This is a genomic window from Nitrospinota bacterium (genome assembly GCA_029881495.1).
Lineage (GTDB): Bacteria > Nitrospinota_A > UBA7883 > JACRGQ01 > JACRGQ01 > JAOUMJ01.
The window spans coordinates 24,769-42,841 of sequence record JAOUMJ010000004.1 but is presented as its reverse complement, the minus strand read 5'-3'; the positions used below and the strand labels follow the sequence as shown (position 1 = coordinate 42,841).

General features: G+C 52.1%; 17 protein-coding genes and 1 pseudogene. 2 read left to right on the top strand and 16 right to left on the bottom strand.

Annotation, left to right across the window (positions count from 1 at the left end; genetic code table 11):
* Positions 1-5: 5 nt before the first annotated feature.
* The gene (locus OEY64_02610; protein ID MDH5541835.1) at positions 6-614 is read right to left on the bottom strand and encodes a TetR/AcrR family transcriptional regulator; all 609 of its coding nucleotides are present in this window, start codon (positions 612-614) and stop codon (positions 6-8) included.
* 275 nt (positions 615-889) lie between these two features.
* On the opposite strand from OEY64_02610, the gene OEY64_02605 reads away from it, so the two are divergent.
* Positions 890-1,276, top strand: coding sequence for a CBS domain-containing protein (locus OEY64_02605; GenBank protein MDH5541834.1), 387 nt, complete (start codon positions 890-892; stop codon positions 1,274-1,276).
* 57 nt (positions 1,277-1,333) lie between these two features.
* On the opposite strand, the gene OEY64_02600 is transcribed toward OEY64_02605, so the two are convergent.
* The 9 genes and pseudogenes from OEY64_02600 to OEY64_02560 form a co-directional block, all read right to left on the bottom strand.
* Complete coding sequence (locus OEY64_02600; protein ID MDH5541833.1) at positions 1,334-1,627, bottom strand: Dabb family protein; 294 nt, start codon at positions 1,625-1,627, stop codon at positions 1,334-1,336.
* Positions 1,628-1,629: 2 nt separating this feature from the next.
* Positions 1,630-2,370, bottom strand: coding sequence for a pyridoxine 5'-phosphate synthase (locus tag OEY64_02595; protein ID MDH5541832.1), 741 nt, complete (start codon positions 2,368-2,370; stop codon positions 1,630-1,632).
* Between the two features lie 52 nt (positions 2,371-2,422).
* Positions 2,423-3,871 carry an amidophosphoribosyltransferase gene (gene purF / locus OEY64_02590; GenBank protein MDH5541831.1) on the bottom strand — a complete coding sequence of 483 codons (1,449 nt, stop codon included), beginning with the start codon at positions 3,869-3,871 and terminating at the stop codon, positions 2,423-2,425.
* A gap of 15 nt (positions 3,872-3,886) precedes the next feature.
* The gene (bioA, locus tag OEY64_02585) at positions 3,887-5,293 is read right to left on the bottom strand and encodes an adenosylmethionine--8-amino-7-oxononanoate transaminase (GenBank protein ID MDH5541830.1); all 1,407 of its coding nucleotides are present in this window, start codon (positions 5,291-5,293) and stop codon (positions 3,887-3,889) included.
* Positions 5,294-5,365: 72 nt separating this feature from the next.
* A pseudogene (bioD, locus tag OEY64_02580) lies at positions 5,366-6,010 on the bottom strand (dethiobiotin synthase).
* 4 nt (positions 6,011-6,014) lie between these two features.
* On the bottom strand, positions 6,015-6,791 hold the full coding sequence (locus OEY64_02575) for a methyltransferase domain-containing protein (protein MDH5541829.1): 777 nt from the start codon (positions 6,789-6,791) through the stop codon (positions 6,015-6,017).
* Positions 6,788-7,594: an alpha/beta hydrolase gene (locus tag OEY64_02570; protein ID MDH5541828.1), complete on the bottom strand. Its 807-nt coding sequence runs from the start codon at positions 7,592-7,594 to the stop codon at positions 6,788-6,790. The genes OEY64_02575 and OEY64_02570 overlap by 4 nt, the downstream gene beginning before the upstream one ends.
* A gap of 71 nt (positions 7,595-7,665) precedes the next feature.
* The gene (gene smpB / locus OEY64_02565; GenBank protein MDH5541827.1) at positions 7,666-8,121 is read right to left on the bottom strand and encodes an SsrA-binding protein SmpB; all 456 of its coding nucleotides are present in this window, start codon (positions 8,119-8,121) and stop codon (positions 7,666-7,668) included.
* A gap of 176 nt (positions 8,122-8,297) precedes the next feature.
* On the bottom strand, positions 8,298-9,881 hold the full coding sequence (locus OEY64_02560) for a tetratricopeptide repeat protein (protein ID MDH5541826.1): 1,584 nt from the start codon (positions 9,879-9,881) through the stop codon (positions 8,298-8,300).
* A gap of 141 nt (positions 9,882-10,022) precedes the next feature.
* On the opposite strand from OEY64_02560, the gene OEY64_02555 reads away from it, so the two are divergent.
* Positions 10,023-10,886, top strand: a complete 864-nt coding sequence (locus OEY64_02555; GenBank protein ID MDH5541825.1) for a DUF481 domain-containing protein — start codon at positions 10,023-10,025, stop codon at positions 10,884-10,886.
* Positions 10,887-10,941: 55 nt separating this feature from the next.
* Here OEY64_02555 and coaE read toward each other — a convergent pair whose 3' ends face one another.
* From coaE to OEY64_02525, 6 genes are all read right to left on the bottom strand, one after another.
* On the bottom strand, positions 10,942-11,553 hold the full coding sequence (coaE, locus tag OEY64_02550) for a dephospho-CoA kinase (protein ID MDH5541824.1): 612 nt from the start codon (positions 11,551-11,553) through the stop codon (positions 10,942-10,944).
* A gap of 1 nt (position 11,554) precedes the next feature.
* Complete coding sequence (locus tag OEY64_02545) at positions 11,555-12,148, bottom strand: Maf family protein (GenBank protein MDH5541823.1); 594 nt, start codon at positions 12,146-12,148, stop codon at positions 11,555-11,557.
* 4 nt (positions 12,149-12,152) lie between these two features.
* The gene (gene aroC / locus OEY64_02540) at positions 12,153-13,214 is read right to left on the bottom strand and encodes a chorismate synthase (GenBank protein MDH5541822.1); all 1,062 of its coding nucleotides are present in this window, start codon (positions 13,212-13,214) and stop codon (positions 12,153-12,155) included.
* Entirely contained in the window at positions 13,204-13,764 is a 561-nt protein-coding gene (locus tag OEY64_02535) for a hypothetical protein (protein ID MDH5541821.1), read from the bottom strand. The genes aroC and OEY64_02535 overlap by 11 nt, the downstream gene beginning before the upstream one ends.
* The gene (locus OEY64_02530; protein ID MDH5541820.1) at positions 13,761-15,254 is read right to left on the bottom strand and encodes a glycosyltransferase family 39 protein; all 1,494 of its coding nucleotides are present in this window, start codon (positions 15,252-15,254) and stop codon (positions 13,761-13,763) included. The genes OEY64_02535 and OEY64_02530 overlap by 4 nt, the downstream gene beginning before the upstream one ends.
* 131 nt (positions 15,255-15,385) lie before the next feature.
* Positions 15,386-17,803: a tetratricopeptide repeat protein gene (locus tag OEY64_02525; GenBank protein ID MDH5541819.1), complete on the bottom strand. Its 2,418-nt coding sequence runs from the start codon at positions 17,801-17,803 to the stop codon at positions 15,386-15,388.
* Positions 17,804-18,073 lie beyond the last annotated feature (270 nt).

Genomic DNA, 18,073 nt, shown 5'->3' with positions numbered 1-18,073 from the left:
ATCTATTAATTCGACGCGGATATACCTTTCAAAAGGAGCTTCAGCAGACTCTTCAGCCTCGTTTCCAGGTCGCCATGGTCGATGACCTTGTTATCCATAATATGAAGAAGGAACGGCGTGACGATAAACGGAGTAAACGCCATCCTGAAATTCCTGGCGGTTTCCGCGGTATCCTCAATGGCGAATTCGCCCGAATCATTTCCATCTACGAGAATTTTTTCCAGCGTAACGATTTCGCGGGAAACCATCTCCTTTACGATGTCCGGGCGTTCATTAAGGAAGAACTCGACCACCTCTGAAATATTCGGCTTTTCGCGCAACAGATCGCGGTTGCATCTGAAGAGATGAACAAAGAAGCTTTCAAGTTTTTCCGCTGAAGCAAGGGTACGGTTGCCAACGATCGCCTCCATCTTCTCCCATGTCACCTCAAAATGATTCAGCGCAAGTGTGACGATTATCTCGGCCTTGTTCTGGAAAAACCGGTAGAGGTTCGCAGCTGACATGCCGCAATCCTTGGCAATTTCCGCCATTGTAGTTTTATGAAAACCGTAATGGATAAACCTCGCCATCGCCGCCTCGAGAATTTTACCCTTGATATCTTCGTTGGTTTCCACCTTTGGGATATTACTGAAATGTTGCTGAACATTCAACAATATATTCAGCGTTTACTGTTCACTGGTCAAACCAGAGCCGCTACTCAATTCTACCTGTTATCATACATAACATTATTTCCTTAGGCACATTTCCAGATATCTCCAAAAACGCTTCACTTTCAGATGTTTAAATAGCTCATGGCAATTCAATGAACTTTTTTAATTAATTTGACACTTCCTCAAGGCAAGGGTAAATTACCATAATTCAACTTACATAAACCGGGAGGAGTTCCAAAATGGCGGAATTTAAAACGCTGCTCGCAGTTGGTGATATGGCCGATAAAAACGTGGTAACCATAAAGGAAACTGAAACCATAAAAAAGTCCGCCGCAAAAATGAAAAGCAAAAATACAGGCTCTCTCCTTGTTATCGGAAAGACCGGAAAAATCACCGGAATCGTAACCGAGCAGGATATCGTGAGAAGAGGTGTCGCCAGCGGAAAGGATCTCGCTGCTACAGCCATTTCGAAGATCATGACGAAGAAGCCTATAGTAATCGACCATACCGAATCGATCTTTGAAGCGAAAAAGATCATGGCCGACAAAAAGATTATGCACCTCATTGTCGTAAAGGAAGAAAAGCCGGTAGGGATATTTACCGCCGGAGCTGTAATTAAGAGCTGAACCTTTCAGGTTCCCTTTCGGTTTAATCGGCCAGGCTGGAAGCCTGCTTTAGGTGCGTTACACCTCGTAATCGATTTTCGAAATTGCTCCGCATACCTTCTTTATATATTCAAGCACCTTTACATGTGCAGGATGCACCTGGTAGGAGGCGACCATTTCCATGCTTTCAAAAAGGGAATTCAGCGCGACATCGTAAGAAGTAGGGGTAGACGCGACATCCGAAGCGACCTCGCACTCAAGCATGAGCCCGTCGGTTGAATCCTTCAGCCCCGCAAGGTCCGCCATAAGCTTCTCCTTCTCCTCGCCGGTGCTCCCTTCCTTCATCTTGAACAAAACTATATGCCTGATCATTTTCAAACCCCCTTTGCGCCCGCGGACGCTTTTTCGATCAACTCTTTCATCGAAAGAACAGCCTTTGAAAAACCGACAAAGACCGCCTGCGACACTATCGAATGACCAATGTTAAGTTCATCCACCCATGGCAACGCGGCAACGGGTGAGACGTTTTCGTAGTGAAGCCCATGCCCCGCATGAACAACCATGCCGAGCGCGTGGGCCGATTCAACTGCGCGACGGACATCGTTCAGTCTCTCGGCCTGTTTACTTTTTGAATCGGCTTCCGAATATTTTCCTGTGTTTATCTCCACGGCGCCAGCCTCCGTCCTGGATGAAGCCTCTACCTGTTTATCATCCGTATCTATAAAAAGCGATACCGGTATTCCGGCATCCCTGAATCGTGCGACAAGCTCCCTGTAGAAATCGATCCTGGAAAGGACATCAAGCCCCCCTTCGGTAGTCAACTCCGCCCGCCTCTCCGGCACGAGGGTCACCTGATCCGGCTTTACATCAAGCGCAATTTTTATGATCTCCTCGGACGCCGCCATCTCCAGGTTCAGCCTGCAATTCTCAAGCTCCCTGATACGGTATACGTCTCTATCCTGAATGTGCCTTCTGTCCTCGCGCAGGTGCACAGTGATGCATGAGACGTCATGCTCAATCGCAATTTTCGCCGCCGCAACCGGATCGGGATAGTCGATAAGACGAGCCTGCCTAAGGGTAGCGACATGATCCACGTTTACTCCAAGCTTTGCCATGGTGTGGGATTATATACGATTTATAGAGCCGGCTCAGCGAAACAGTGACCGGCTATTTTCTTATTGAGTCGAAAAGCTCGGCCTGAACGATATCCATATCGAACCGTTTTATCGGATAGTTTCCGTCGAAACATGCCGTGCAGAAATCGACCGCCTCATCGCCGAATATGGAGAGCATCTTCTCCTGCGTAAGGTAGGCAAGCGAATCGGCCTCGATGAATTTTCTCGTCTCCTCGACGGTCATGTTCGAAGCGATAAGCTCCTCTTTTGTCGGGGTATCAATTCCGTAAAAACAGGGGTGCGTGGTAGGGGGGGAACTGATGCGCATATGAACCTCTTTTGCGCCAGCTGAGCGCACCATTCCGATTATTTTCTTGCATGTGGTGCCCCGCACTATGGAATCGTCGACGACTACGACCTTTTTCCCTTCGATGAGAGAACGTATAGGATTCAGTTTCAGCTTTACGCCGAAATGCCTGATCCTGCTCTCCGGCTCGATGAACGTTCTCCCTATGTAGTGGTTCCTTATCAAACCCATATCGAAAGGGATGCCAGATTTTTCCGCGTAACCCATCGCGGCGGGGACCCCGGAATCCGGCACGGGGATCACCATGTCCGCTTCGACCGGAAGTTCAAGCGCAAGCGCCTTGCCGAAATTTTTTCTCACCTCATGGACTGAACGGCCGAAGATATTGCTGTCGGGCCTGGCGAAATATATGAACTCGAAAACGCACTGACAGCTCTTTTTTGGAGGGAACGGAAAGTGCGATCTCACGCCGTCGGAGGTTACATGAACCAGCTCTCCCGGTTTCAGATCCCTTTCGAACGTCGCTCCAATGAGGTCGAACGCGCAAGTCTCCGATGCAAAGACCGTCGCGCCATCCAGCTTCCCCATCACAAGCGGTCTGAACCCTTTCGGGTCGCGCACCGCTATCATTTCATCCTCGTTCATAACCAGTAGCGAATAGGCCCCTCTAGCCTGATGCAGTGCGTCCACCACGCGGCTGAAGAGCGTGTTCTCGCTCGACTTCGCGATAAGGTGGGATATCACCTCCGTATCCATGGTCGATCTGAAAATTGAGCCGATATCCTCAAGCTCCGCCCTGACGGTCGACGCGTTCACAAGGTTGCCGTTGTGCGCGATGGCAAGATATCCGGCGGAATATTCGATCGCCAGCGGCTGTGCGTTCATAAGTTTCGACGCGCCGGTGGTTGAATAGCGGTTGTGCCCTATCGCCATATTCCCGTGCAGTTTTTCTATGATCTCCCTTTTGAACACATCTGCCACAAGCCCCATGCCGAGGTGTATATGATGGTCGGAACCGTCAGATGATACTATGCCGGAGCTCTCCTGCCCGCGGTGCTGCTGCGCGTAAAGGCCGAGGTATGTTACGTTCGCCGCTTCGGGGTGCCTGTAAATGCCGAAAATGGCACACTCGTCATGAAACTTGCTCTCGGATGTCTCCAATGTTCCTGCCGTCTCCCAATATTTTTTTAACATGGTATACGAAACCGGCTATTTCACAAACGGTTCGTTCTTTTCGAACGAACCTGTAACAGCCGCGATCGAATTGTAAAGTATATCCGTCATTTTTCTCAAATCGCCTTCACTGACGGAAAGGATCGGAAAGAGCACCAGAGTATCACCCAGGGGGCGCACTATCAGCCCGTTCCTCCTCGCTTCCTTTGAGACCATGTTACCCGCACGAACCGCTATCTCAAAACGTTCTTTTGTTTCACGGTTCTTTACGAGTTCGATCCCGGCTATCATCCCCTTCTGCCGGATATCCCCTACATGCGGGAGGTTCTCGAACCTCACAAGCGAATCGGCAAGAGCCTGGCTTTTCGTCTCGACCTGCCTGATAATCCCCTGCTTCCTGTATAAATTCAGCGATTGCAGGGCGACTGCGCACGCCGGGGGGTGGGCGGTGAATGTGTGACCGTGAAAAAACGTCTTCTGCTCCTCCCACTTCCCGAGAAAAGCTTCGTAAATCTCATCGGTCGCCATCGTCGCCGCTATCGGGACAAGTCCCGCACCGAGGCTTTTTGAGAGCGCCATCAGATCCGGCTCAACCTCTTCATGTTCGCAGGCGAACATCTTTCCAGTACGGCCAAACCCTACGGCAACCTCGTCGGCAAGCATAAGTATGTCGTATTTCGTGCATAGCTCCCGCACCCTTTTCAGATAGCCCGAAGGGGCCACGATTATCCCCCCCGGCCCTTGGACTATCGGTTCTATAACAAATGCCGCGATATCTTCGTGGTTCTCCACTATCAACTTCTCCATCTCCGCGGCGCACGCAAGAGAACAGTCGGACGGAAACTTCTTCAATGGGCACCGATAGCAGTATGGCGAAGGTGTGAATACCACGTCGGCAAGGAGCGGGCCGAAGATATTTCTGTATATCTCAACTCCACCTACGGCAACCGCGCCGAGCGTATCGCCATGATAAGCCTCGCCAAGCGCGATGAACTTCCTTTTCTTCCGGCTCTTCCCCTTCTCCCTCTGGCGGAAATACTGCACGGCCATCTTCATGCCGACTTCCACCGCGGTGGAGCCGTTATCGGAAAAGAATACCTTGCTCAAACCTTTTGGCGTAATCTCCACAAGCTTTTCAGCAAGATCAATCGCCGGCCTGTTGCTCAATCCGAGGAATGTGGAGTGATCGAGCTTTGCAGTTTCACGGGCAAGCGTTCTTGAAAGTTCTGGATTGCCGTGCCCATGCACGTTCACCCAGTAAGAGGAATGCCCGTCGTAATACTCTTCCCCCGTTATACTCTTCAGCTTCATTCCGCTCGCAGATTCGATGACAAGCGTCTCCTCCTTCACCCAATCCGCCATCTGGGTAAAGGGGTGCCATACATATTTGTGATCCGCTTCGTTCAGCCGTTTCCACTCCGCTTCGCACCCCTTCCTTTCGATATAATCGACGAAAGGTTTTGCCTTGATATGTTTTTCAACGTGCGAGTGGAAGGCCTTTTTCTTCACCTTCGCCCCCGCAACCGAAGAGGTGTGAGGGAGGACTCCGAGCACCGGATAGCCGGAAGTTTTTTCGAGCCACTTGATATCCGGCTCGGGATTATTCTTTTTCTTCGTCTCCATTATCATTATCCCGGCTATCTCCAGCCCATACATCTCCGCAGAAAGGATCGTGGAGAGGGTCTGATGGATCATTCCAAGCTCCGCGCCTGTCACCACTATCAACGGAAGGTCTATCATCTTGATGAAGTGGTGCCAGAAAAGATTTTCCGTGAGCGGAACCATCAACCCCCCCGCCCCTTCGACCACTACGACCTCGTACCGCTCTTTCATCTTCTGGAAACTGATCGCGAGATGGGCCACATCCACCTTCTCCCTTTCAGCAAGGGATGCGTGATACGGGGAGAGCGGAGTTTTCAATATTGCCGGAACGGCCGTTTCATAAGGATCGTCCGTATCGGCTACCGCGCGGAGAAATTCGTAATCCTCCGATACCAGTTTCCCCTTTACGCTCTTCGCCCCGGTCTGTACAGGTTTCATCACCCCTGTTGAGTATCCCGCTTTTTTCAAAAGGTACGCGACGGCTCCCGCCGCGACGGTCTTCCCTACACCTGTGCCTGTACCTGTGACGAAATATCCGGCGCGAGCATTTACATCCATACCGCTACCCCTTCACGCAGGAGATGTAGGAGATTTCATATGTCGCCTCCACATGGCCGTTGCGCCCGGGATAAAATTCCATGGTCCGCGCAAGCACGTCACGCCTCGGAGGATTTTCCGGTCTTGCCGGATTTGTAGCTCCTATACCTTTCAATGTCCGCATCATCTCTTCAACTGTGGAGTAGCTCTTCACCACGCTCTCGGCATGTATCGACAAATTGCGGAATCCCCCGGTTTCAAGAGGCGCAGTCATTTCCTCTATCGAAGCAAAGGAGGGGAAATTCGCCCCCTTGCCGGTGCACTCCCTGCTAGCCGAATCGTAAGCGCCTCGAAGCTCCCTCAGCGTTCCGGGGAGAAGGGCGCTGAACGAAAAGAGTCCCCCCGGCTTCAGCGTACGGGAGACTTCGGAAAATATTCTTTCATAATCGCTCCCCCACTGCAGTGCGAGTGAAGATACCGCTACATCAAAGAGAGCCTCCGCGTAAGGGAGGGATGATGCGTCGCCGGCGACACTTTTTATGAAGCCCGCCGCGTGAGTACGTTTCGCCATCGGCAAAGCGAGGTCGAGCGGATGAATGTCAGCCGTGGGCCAACGCTTCTTCATATCGGTCGAAGTGAACCCTGTGCCGCATCCGATGTCGAGAGCGCGTTGCGGGGAGCCATCAAACGGAGTGAATTCCCGCACGAGGCGCGCGGATACCTCGCGCTGCAAGGTGCCGAATCTTTCGTAGCTTCCGGCGCTCCTCCCGAAGGCCCGTTTTATCTTGTCGGTATTGGTCATCCTAATGCCGTTATGAAATTTTCAACGGTTTCCCGAAATAGCTCGCTGTTTGTAAGGAACGGGGCGTGCCCGCAATTTTCAAATTTCACGATCTTCACCTGCGAAAGGAGAGCGCTCCATTGTTCGGCCGCTCCAATCGGGACAATCATATCACGGTCGCCATGGCATACCAAGAGAGGCAATGTGAGAGGAGAGGCCTTCAATTCCCCGCGCAGATCCTCGTCATAGAGACTTTTTAAGAGGTCAATGGCAGACCTTTGGTCCGGCGGAAAATCTTCGCCGAAAAAAACCGATTTGATGAACGCCGCCCGCTCGGCTGAAATATCCTTCTCCGCCTCAAAGAATGTGTGTATGAACATCGAAAGGCTCACCGAGAAATCGCGCTCAAGCTGTCGCTGGAAATATTTTGCTTTCCCCTCAGGCATACCCCACTCGTCCTTCTGCGTCGGAGCGACATAGCACGGCGTTCCTCCGACCGATACGAGTGAGCGGACCAATCTGCCTCCGGAGATCATCGCCGTACGCGCGGCAACCTCCGCGCCAAGCGACCACCCGACAAGGTGCGCGCCTTCCAGCCCCTCGTTTTTCATTAGCTCCTTTAACAGCTCCGCGCAGAGCTTAATGGTCAGCTCTACGTCGACCGGCGCCGACTTTCCGTGTCCCGGTAGATCTACCGTCACTGCGCGGAACCTCTTCGAGAAGTAGTCGGCCTCCTCTTTCCAAACCGCCGAACTCACACCCCAGCCGTGGATGAAAATTATCGGTTCGCCGAAACCGGCAGATTCGAAATGCAGTGCGCTCAATATCCTTTCCCCCCGGGCTTAGCATGCTTCATGCAGAGAAGCTTCTGAAAACAGAATTTGCGGATGACTGACTACCCCTTGTTCCTGTCGGCGAGACTCCTCTGCGCCTCGCGATCCATCACCTTTTTCTTGAGGGTCTCGCGCTTATCGTATAGTTTTTTACCTTTGCCAAGCCCAAGCTCCAGCTTCACGAGAGCATCCTTGAAATATATCCTTAACGGGACGATGTTCAATCCCTTTTCCTGTGTCTTCGCGATGAGTTTTTCAAGTTCCTTTTTCTTGAGTAGCAGCTTCCTGTCGCGCGTCGGCTCGTGGTTGTGTATGTTCCCCTGCTTGTATTCGCCGATGAACATGTTCTGTATGTAAAGCTCGCCGTTTACCGGCCAGGCGTACGCCTCGCTGAGACGCACGTTCCCAGCGCGCAGTGATTTCACCTCGGTTCCCACAAGTACAAGCCCAGCTTCGATCTTTTCAAGGATCGTGTAGTCGTGAAACGCCTTTTTGTTGCTGGCGATAGTCTTTATCATCCGCCTATTGTACAGGTTTTTCCTTATTTCAGAATCGAATCCGTTCTTCCATTTTTTCCGTTAACGCGGACTTTTATCAGCTGTTTCTCCGGCTTGACGAAGGACAAGGGGTGGTTCATTAAACAGTCATTGCGGACAGAGTGCGGCAATCTCTTTTCGGCGGTGCGAGGAAGAGGTCAGCTTGTGAGCGATTCCACGTTCTCACGGTAGAGGTTCGTGGTGGGGTGATCCTCTCCGTAAACCTTGATACCTATCTCCAGAGCGCGCTGAAAATGTTTTTTCGCGTTCTCGAAATCGCGGAGTTTCATCAGAACTTCGGCGAGGTTGTCGTGCATTACCGCGACATCGGCATTATCGGGGCCGTAAACTTTTCCGGAGAGCGCAAGCCCAAGTTCAAGACGCTCTCTTGCGGCAGGGCATCTCGACGTCTGCTGGAAATAAAGACCGGTGTTATTTATCAGGTCTATCGCCGTTCCAAGCGCCTCCTCCTCCTCTACCGCGTGGCTCGTTGCCGTTAACGCCTGAGCGATAAGGCGGTCGGAATGCTCCCATGTTTCCTGCTTGTATTCTCCGTAGGTGAAAGCTTTGTCGACTATCGCCACCGCGGCCCCCGCGAATATTTTCCTCGTTTCCGCGTCCATCCGATTCCGTATCACTTTCTGCATGAGACGATGAATGATGATCATGTTTTCCTCATAATACAGGAGGGAGTATGAGGTGAGGCTTGCGGCGGCGGTCCTAAGCCTCAGTATGTCGTATGCCGCCGACCTCAGCGGTTCAGGGAGATGTTCCGCGCCGTCCTTTATCATTTCAAACTGGATATCCTCCGGGTGGAGGAACGCGCAGAGGAACAGAAGCTGTTTCGCCTCCTCATGCAATTTGGAAAAAGAGAGGTCGCACGCCGTCTCGACCACACCATTTGGCGAAGCCGGACTGCCGGACATTAATATCTCGACCCTTCTTGTCCTGAACGAATCCAGATATTGGGCGATGGATATCTTTTCATATTTAATATGCGCGCAAGCCTGCTCCAGCGCGAGCGGGAGAAAACCGGTCTCCTTTGATAGCTCTTCCGCCTCTCTCGCCTCCGATGTGTTCCCTTCCCTTTCCAGAAGAAAATCCACGGCCTCTTTCGGGGTAAAGACGTCGAGAGAAAACCTTGCGGCAACGCTCTCTTTCCAGTCGCTTTTTGGGGTGGTGACAAGTATCCTCCCCTTCACTTCCGAGGGGATGTACGGGAGCAGGTCCTCTTCATTCATCATGTTGTCGAAAACAAGGAGCCATTCTCCGTTCATGGAGAGCCAATCCTTCACGGCGGCGGAGATGCTGTTTTGATCTCTCTCGTTCTTTTTCAGGATGCCAAGATTCCTGGCAATCATCATGTAAGCGGTTTCGATGGAGAATATCGTTTCGGCGTCAATCCACCATATCAGGGAATACTCGTCACGGCACCTGTATGCGAACTCAATGGCGAGCTCGCTCTTGCCTATACCCCCCGAAACATGCTCGGACTTCATCCCGATGATCACGACCTTAACGGAAGCGTGGAGCAAGGCATGGAGAGCCAATATCTGCTCTTCCCTGCCGGTGAAATGAAGGTTCTGCCGGTGCGGCATATGCCAGTTGTCGGGATAATCGTTTATCCCCTTTTTCCTGAAGAACTTCTGATACAGTACCGCCAGAAGAGCCGTGGACAAGGCGATGATTACGGCGGTTACGAGCGTGTGATACGGAATACCAAAATTCAAAGGCAAAGACATTTCAAAATCCCCTACTGATACCGATTAACATCTTCATTCATATTATTACATAATCCCGACCGTATGGAGGAGCAAGATTATCTTGCCATCCGGTGCCTGGAGGTTCCCCCCGTGGCTGAAAAATTGTAGAATTTCCATTCTATGAGAGCGAAAAGATACAGAGCGTTTGCGATCCTTGGAGCGTTGCTTCTCTTCACGGGGCAGGCGTATGCCGACCCGCCCAAGCCTGAAGAAGCGACCGTACCGGCAAGACCGCTTTATGGAGATGAAAATCCTGGCCTCGGCGAACAGGAGATAACGGTTGTGCCTATCTCTGCCTCGATAGGTCGCCTTGCATTCGTGCCGAAGGATGAAGGATCGATCTCACTCGGCTACCACCGGACCGGAGGAAACACCGATACCGCCGATATGTCGCTGAACTTCGACCTGTCACTGGAGCGGAAGACATACCGTTTTTTTCTCGACGGCAAATCGGCGTACAGCGAATCAAAGGGAATAAAGAGCAACGATGAAAACGAACTCGACCTGAGGGGGGAGATGAGGTTCGACAGGCTCTTTCCATTCTGGAACGTAAACTACTATAAAAATCCTTTCAAGGGATACGACAACAGGCTCTCAACCGGTCCTGGTTGCGGATACTATTTTATTAAAACTGAAAAAACCTACCTTACCGGAAGCGTTTACGTCCTTTACAACAAGGATTCCTTCATCCGACCCGATAAGGATGGCAACATGAAAGAGGAGCATTTCGTAAACTACGCCGAATGGCGTTTTCGGCACAAATTCAACGACAGCATAAAATTCAAGGAGAAGCTGGTACTTAAGGTTTCATCAAAGAGCGACAAGGACTACTACATCTACTATGAAGGGAGCGTCGAAAACAGTTTGACGAACAATCTCGCGCTTGAATTCAAGGTAATCGCCGATTACTCAAATCTTCCGCCCTCGCCGGACGTGAAAATGCTCGACAGCAAATTCATCACGCTGGTCAAATACAATTTTTAGCTCCTGAAATATTTCCGGCTCCGGGAAACCGGTAAACGGGAGTTGCGCGAGTGGACTATTTACCTCGATGCCTTTTCAGAATTTCCCGATAAACCTTCTCCGCGTTGCGCCTGCAGTCTGCCAGCGTGGAATCGTTTTCAATAACGAAATCGGCATACTTGAGCTTTTCCGCCAGCGGCATCTGCGCCGCGATGCGGGCTTCCGCCTCTTTCCTGCTCATACCCTTGTTCTTTACAATGCGCGCAACCTGACTTTCGCGCGAAGCCTTCATTACCACCAAGACGTCTTTCCATTTATGCGAACCGCTCTCTATCATCAGGGGCGCGTCAACTACGACGACGGCATTTTTGCCGCTCTTCGAATATTTTCCTATAAGCGCCTTCTCCTCTTCGAATACGCGGGGATGGATCATGGCGTTCAGCTCCTTTAGCGCCTTGGCGTCCTTGAAAACTATCGATGCGAGCTTCTTCCTGTTGAGAGTATGGTTTGCATTGAATACCGTTTTGCCGAAACGGCTCCTGATATCTTGCCACGCGGGGCGCCCCGGTTTAACCACATCGCGAGCGAGCCTGTCGGCATCTATTATGAATGCACCAAGTTTCTTAAAGACCCGGAGAGCCGTCGATTTCCCAGAGCCTATCCCCCCGGTTAGCCCTATGACCAGCATTTCACCCCTTCCACGGAAAACGGTCAATGCCGAACGCCGACGCGAATTTCAGCACCTCGGTAACCGGTAACCCGACTACATTTGAAAAGCTCCCCGAATGGGATTCTATGAGCGTACCACCGGCGGACTGTATGGCGTAGGCCCCCGCCTTCCCCGCGTATTCGCCGGTGGAAATATAATCTTCAATATCGATCTCGGAAAGTTTGCGGAAAAAGACTTCCGTCCTGCTGAATACGACATGCCTTACATCCTCCGCGCGGAGAATGAAGGCGATTCCGGTGACAACTTCGTGCCCCCTTCCGCTAAGGAGTTTCAGCATCCTGCGTGCGTCGTTTTCATCTTTCGGTTTACCCAGTATCTCCCCCTCCACCGTAACCAGCGTGTCCGCCGCGATGATGAGTGAATCGACAGCTTCCTTTGCAACGGCTTCCCCCTTGTCCAGAGCGAGTCTTCTCGCGGCAGACTCCGCGCTCTCCCCGTCGCGCAAGGTTTCGTCCACATCGGCGCTCCTTACTTCGAAAAGGAGGCTCATCTCCTCAAGAATCTCTTTCCTCCTCGGCGACCCCGAAGCGAGGATGAGGGAAACTCTTTCCATACTCTCAGATTCGCGACGACCTGCCGATGAGGATGTGATCCGCAAGCACAAGGGCGACCATCGCTTCGGCAACGGGAACTACGCGGGGGCAGATGCAGGGGTCGTGCCTCCCGGTCACGCTGATGCTGGCGCTCTTTCCATCCTTGTCGACTGTCTCCTGCTCTTTCAGGATCGAAGGGGTAGGCTTGACCGCTATCCTCACGACTATATCCTGTCCTGAAGTGATCCCGCCGAGGATCCCTCCGGCGTTATTCGATTTGAATGTGAATTTGCCACCCTTTGCCGTTATCGGGTCGTTGAACTCGCTCCCTTTCATGGAAGCGCAGGCAAACCCGGCCCCTATCTCCACCCCTTTAATCGCGTTGATGCTCATCAGCGCGGAGGCTAGGTCGGCGCTGATCTTTCCGTACACAGGTTGCCCAAGCCCCGGCGGGACATTCGACGCTGTGACCTCCACTATCCCACCGACGGAATCCCCCGCTTTCCTGGCGAGGTCTATGATCTTTTCCATCTCCTCCGCCGCTTTCGGGTCGGGGGAACGTACCGGATTTTTTTCTATCTCTTCCTCGCTGAATGTTTCAGCTCTTACGCCGTCTATCTGGATGGTGTAGCCGGTAACCTTTATTCCTGCGATTATCTTTTTGGCGATCGCACCGGCGGCAACGCGCACCGCCGTCTCCCTGGCGGATGAACGGCCCCCCCCCCGGTAATCGCGGAATCCGTATTTCATATCGTATGAGAGATCGGCGTGGCCGGGACGATAGAGGTTTTTTATATCTTCGTAAGCCGACGAATCCTTATCCCTGTTCTTTATGAGAAATGAGATAGGCGCGCCGGTTGTTTTCCCTTCAAACAGGCCGGAGAGAATTTCAACGGTGTCCGGCTCCTTGCGCTGTGACGCGTGCCTGCTCTGCCCCGGCTTCCGCCTGTCGAGATCGACCTGCATGTCGGCCTCGCTCAATTCAATGCCCGACGGGCATCCGTCCAGAACGCCGCCTATTGCGGCGCCATGCGATTCGCCCCACGTTGTCAGGCGGAGCAGAGTCCCGAAAGTATTACCCGGCATACCTTCTCCTTAGTTCTTCAATTATCCCCCCGGCGACTTCCGCCGGTTCCCTGTCGGTATTATCCACCTTTATATCAGAAATCGACTCGTAATACGGAGTTCTCTTCTCAAGGAGTTCATCCATGCTCCCCCTCGGCCTCTCTTCATCCAGAAAGGGGGGAATTCCTTTCGCGATTATTCTTTCATAAAGCACATCCGGCCTTACCGCCAGATATACAAATACCGCCCGCCCGAAAAGTGCCTTATCGAAACCGGAGTTAAGCGGGCTCGCCCCTCCAAGGGAAATGACCGCCCCTTTTTCCCCCGACACTGCGCGGATAGCCAGCGCTTCGAGTTCCAAAAAACCTCCACTTCCAAGTTTTTTATAGATCTCCCTGACCGTGACCTTTTCGCCTCCGCCGGCTACATACTCGTCTTCAATGACATCGTCGATATCGACAAACCTGAACCCGAGCTTTTCGGCAACCATTTTCCCGATGAGGCTCTTCCCCGAATGCTTGAAACCGGCGAAGACCACCTTGTCGTACGAGGCTTTGCCGACGATTGTCACTTTATGCCTCCAAGGTAATTGTAGCACTTGTAGATATTCACCTTCCTAATGAGCTCCCCCTTTCTAAGGGTGTCGAACGACTCCGCCTTCTCGACTTTCTCGAACATCTTTTTTATATTTTCGATATCGTCGCGCCTAACTTCGGTAACGTATATCGCGTTCTCACCGATGCGCGAATCTATCGGTTTTAGAAAAAAGAATCTTTTCCAGTTCGAGTGGGGCATGTAGGTTTCCATATGGGGTGATGTGTAATAGTTCACAAGGGAAGCGACCTGTGCCCTGTTCGTCACCGCGAAGGTGAACCTGCCGTTCTCCCTGTTCGCGTCGACCCTTCTCCCTATCTCTTCCCAGCCGTAGAGGCGTATGCTTATCTCATCCCTGTGAGGATGGGGTATCACGGGATTCACTATCTGCAGATGGAAAAATGCCAGGAGGAACAGCGCGATGCCGACGGAAACGGAAACACTCCAGCGTACGCCATCCTTCAAATACCTTTCAACGGCCAACACACCTGTCTGGACAAAGAGAGGGAGATAGCCAAGGATAGGCCAGTTCCCCTCCACCCTCGCGCGTGTCGCGTTGAAAAAGAAGAAAAGGAGAATGGGGAGCGCGAACGAAAGGAGAAACCGCGACCCGTCGAGAACCTCCGGCCTTGCATCTTTGCCGGAGCCGAAGCCAAACGACCTCGGAAAAAGCGTAAAGAACGCCGCAATGAGAAAAAAGAATATTCCGAAGGAATAAAGAACTATCTGGAAACTGAAGAACTCGGCGAAGAGTGCGTACCAGGCCGTCTTCAGTTTCGCCAGCCCATGCTCCGCCTGGAAAGCAAACGATATCCAGTCATACCTCGCGTTCCAGAGCAGTACCGGCGTAAAGGTAATGAACGCCGTTACCGCCGCGATATATGGATGCGGCCTGATGAGCCACACCCTTTTCTCCGGGGCTATGAGCATATACATGAAGGCGCAGGGGAAAAAGAATACGGCGGTATATTTGCTGAGCATGGCAAGGCCAGTCACGGTGCCGGCGATGATCCACTTGCCGTATGAAGCTGTTGAAGAAGGGTCAGAATTTGCCGCCGTGTAAAACGTGATAAGAGAAGCGAGATAGAAGATAACGAGCGGCGTATCCGGCGTGATCACCAGCGCACCGGCTGAGAATATCAGGGAAAGGTTCATGACGATCACCGCCATGAAACCCGCGACCTCATCCTTGAAAAGTTTTACGGTGAGGATGTATATCAGCAGTGAAGAGAGAGCCGCTCCAAGAACGCCGGAGAGGCGGACGAAGAACTCTGCGTCCGAAAAAAGCGTGGTTATCGCGATAAACAGGGCGACCATCGGCGGGTGGTCGTAATAGCTAAGGCTGAGGTTTTTCCCCCACTGCCAGTAGTACCCTTCATCGGGAGAGAGTTCCAGAACGGATGCTACCGCCAGCCTGAAAAGAGAAATGACTATCAGGAACCAATAAAGCCTTTTAGTTACCGGCAACAAATTTCTCCAAAAAAAACCATGTCTGATTTTAACGCCTTTGAATGAAAAGAAAAACCGTTGATGTGCGGTTCCTGCAAAGCAGAGAAAACTGGATAAGCATCCGCCTTCGCCGGAAAGGAGACGGTCCATTACCCCTTCTTTTCGGCCGATTCAACTCCCCTTTTTACTTCAGCGGTCAGATAATGATTCTTTCCGAGCGACTTTTCGAGCGTGGCAAGAGCCTGGCGGCAGTTGACGAGCCCGTTTTTCCTGTCCCCTTTGGCGAGAAGGAACCGTCCGTAATTGTTCTGCTGGATTGCGTAGGTCGGATGTTTCTTTCCGAGAAGAGCCTCGTTCGTCTGCAAAGCCTGGCGGAAATTTTTCCTTGCAGAATCATTATCCCCGGTCAACTTCTGCAGCAAGGCGATGTTGCCGAGGTCTTCGGCGACCCTAGGATGCGATTTGCCAAACACCGCTTCATCAATGTGCAGCGCTTCAGTGTAATTTTCCAGCGCTTCATCCATCTCGCCAAGCCGTTTCTGAATGGAGGCAAGGTTCGACAGCCTCACAGCGACGGCGGGATGCCCGCTGCCGAGCACCTCCTTGTCGATGCTCGATGCGCGGACGGCCAGCTCCTTCGCCTTCTCAAGCTCACCCGTCCTGAAATGAATCACGGCGAGGTTATTGCAAAATATCGCGACCTGATGATGTCTTTTACTGAAGATCTTTTCTCCGGTCCTGAGTGCTTTTTCGAAATTCAGTTTCGCGTTTGCGAAATCTCCGTTATCCATCTGGAGAAGGCCGAGGTTGTTCATATTGGAAAGGGTTGAAGGATTGTCCGCGCCGAGCGCTTCCATGTTTATTTCCAGCGCAAGATTCAGATCCTTTACCGCCTGCGCGTACTCCGAGAGTTCCCGGAGGAGCATCCCCCGGTTGTTTAATACAACCGCAAGTTCCGGATGTTTCTTGCCATATGCCGACATGGCCGTCTCGACGGCGGAATTTAACAGCGTCTTCGCTTCACCAAAAGAGCCGCGGCTTTTCTGGTAAAGGCCGCAAAGATTGAAAAGTCTTGCCGCCGATTCTCCGGCGACGTTATAGAATTTGGCGTTGTTGGCCGACGCTACGGCGTGGTGATACAGTTTCGAGGCTTCATCCCATTTGGATGTGTCATAGGTTTTCTCCGGGAACTCGGAAGATATGATGTCGGCAACCGCCTGCCCCCATTTTTTCCTGTCGCGGAAATCAAGATTGAAACGGATAAGCTGTTGCATGATCGGATCAATCGAAAAATCACCGTTCAGATACCGGGTCGGCAGAAGTTTCCCAATCGTATCGGGCGCGCTGAAGAAGGATATCTCCGGCGTGGAGATAGGCTCCGGTATGTACTCGATGTGCCTCTCGATGATTTCCAGCGGAATGTTTTCATTTGAGAAAAACGTAGAGGCCGAAAGGATGTTCAGCGCCTTCCCCATTTTTTCAGAAAGTTTTTCATGCGATAAAAGAAAAACGGCGAGTGTCACCAATGAAACGGTATCCGGAAAATCTCCCTTGTCGAGCTTCTCGCGCTCAACATCGTTTTCGAACCGCGATTTGAGAGCAATCTTTTTCTCCTCTATCGCGGAGATATATCCATTAATATCGGGGGCCTCCTCATTTAAATACATTACCGCCATTTCAATAGCTGGTTCGGAGTTTTCGAGAATGACCGTGAATTTCATCGCGGCATCCGGTTCCATTCCGGCAACCCTCCCGGCAATCAGGGCGGCTATCTCCTCTTCAGTCGCGGTGAGTTTATTGATTGACAGTTTTAAAGGCTCGTAGATCTCCTGATCCTCGAAAAGTTCCCGCTGTTCCTCCATCTTCGCGGCCGCCTCTGCTTCCGCTTCCGCCTCCGCTTCAGCTAGCGCCTCCGCTTCCAATTCCTCTTCCGTCAGCTCTCTATCCTCGATCTCCTGTTCCGCTTCCGTCTCGGGTGCGACCGGTGCCTCTTCAACAGGTATCTCTTCGGCTTGCTCCTCCTCTGCCACAGCCACGGTTTCAGGCTCCTCGGGTGATTCTTCTGTCGAGCCTTCCTCGACCTTCTCCTCCTCGGCCACAGACACGGTTTCAGGCTCCTCGGGTGATTCTTCTGTCGAGCCTTCCTCGACCTTCTCCTCTTCCTCAATCACATCGGCTACTTCTTCGGGATCGGCCTGAGCCTCTTCAACAGGTATCTCTTCAGACTTCTCCTCCTCTGCCACAGCCACGGTTTCAACGGCAGGTTCTTCAATGACACCCGCTACTGCGGTCACATTTTCCTCTTTTTCCTTACCCGGCTCGACAATTTGCTCGCGGATGTCGTCAAAGGTTATTTCCTGGGTCATGGTTTCCACGATATCTCCTTCATTTATTGCGGCGGTGGCAAACTCCATCGGAGTGAATGCCCCCCCGCCAGTTTCCAACGCCGCGGTATCGGGCGGCGTTTCTGCTTTTCCCTCTGTTGCTTTTAATGAAGGCTTTTCTTTTTCCTCTGCCTTTTTCGGCGTCGATGCCGTTGAGATGAGAGGTTTCGACGAACTCTTCATGGCTGAGATATTTGGTTCACCGCCGGTTTTCGCGGACGGCTCGGCTTTCGCGGTATCCTCTTTTTTCTCCTGCTTTTCGGTTACCGTTTTTTTCGCGGGCGGCGCCGACTTGGACCGGAAAATTTTGACGAAAATCTCCCCTATGCGGGATATCGCCTCCCGTGCGGCTTTTAATATTCCGAATTTAAAAATCGCTCCCTCCTGACGCGAAACGGGGAGAAATAGGCATCGTTCGGCTCACGCCTCCCCTGCCGCGGCAATTAATGATCA

What these genes read in the sequence shown, in the direction of transcription:
- purF (MDH5541831.1), bottom strand. Translation starts at nt 3,871, where the DNA reads ATGTTAAAAAAATATTGGGAGACGGCAGGAACATTGGAGACATCCGAG.
- smpB (MDH5541827.1), bottom strand. Translation starts at nt 8,121, where the DNA reads ATGATAAAGACTATCGCCAGCAACAAAAAGGCGTTTCACGACTACACG.
- OEY64_02545 (MDH5541823.1), bottom strand. Translation starts at nt 12,148, where the DNA reads ATGGAAAGAGTTTCCCTCATCCTCGCTTCGGGGTCGCCGAGGAGGAAA.
- OEY64_02575 (MDH5541829.1), bottom strand. Translation starts at nt 6,791, where the DNA reads ATGACCAATACCGACAAGATAAAACGGGCCTTCGGGAGGAGCGCCGGA.
- OEY64_02605 (MDH5541834.1), top strand. Translation starts at nt 890, where the DNA reads ATGGCGGAATTTAAAACGCTGCTCGCAGTTGGTGATATGGCCGATAAA.
- OEY64_02600 (MDH5541833.1), bottom strand. Translation starts at nt 1,627, where the DNA reads ATGATCAGGCATATAGTTTTGTTCAAGATGAAGGAAGGGAGCACCGGC.
- OEY64_02525 (MDH5541819.1), bottom strand. Translation starts at nt 17,803, where the DNA reads ATGAAGAGTTCGTCGAAACCTCTCATCTCAACGGCATCGACGCCGAAA.
- OEY64_02560 (MDH5541826.1), bottom strand. Translation starts at nt 9,881, where the DNA reads ATGTCTTTGCCTTTGAATTTTGGTATTCCGTATCACACGCTCGTAACC.
- aroC (MDH5541822.1), bottom strand. Translation starts at nt 13,214, where the DNA reads ATGCCGGGTAATACTTTCGGGACTCTGCTCCGCCTGACAACGTGGGGC.
- OEY64_02595 (MDH5541832.1), bottom strand. Translation starts at nt 2,370, where the DNA reads ATGGCAAAGCTTGGAGTAAACGTGGATCATGTCGCTACCCTTAGGCAG.
- coaE (MDH5541824.1), bottom strand. Translation starts at nt 11,553, where the DNA reads ATGCTGGTCATAGGGCTAACCGGGGGGATAGGCTCTGGGAAATCGACG.
- OEY64_02555 (MDH5541825.1), top strand. Translation starts at nt 10,023, where the DNA reads ATGAGAGCGAAAAGATACAGAGCGTTTGCGATCCTTGGAGCGTTGCTT.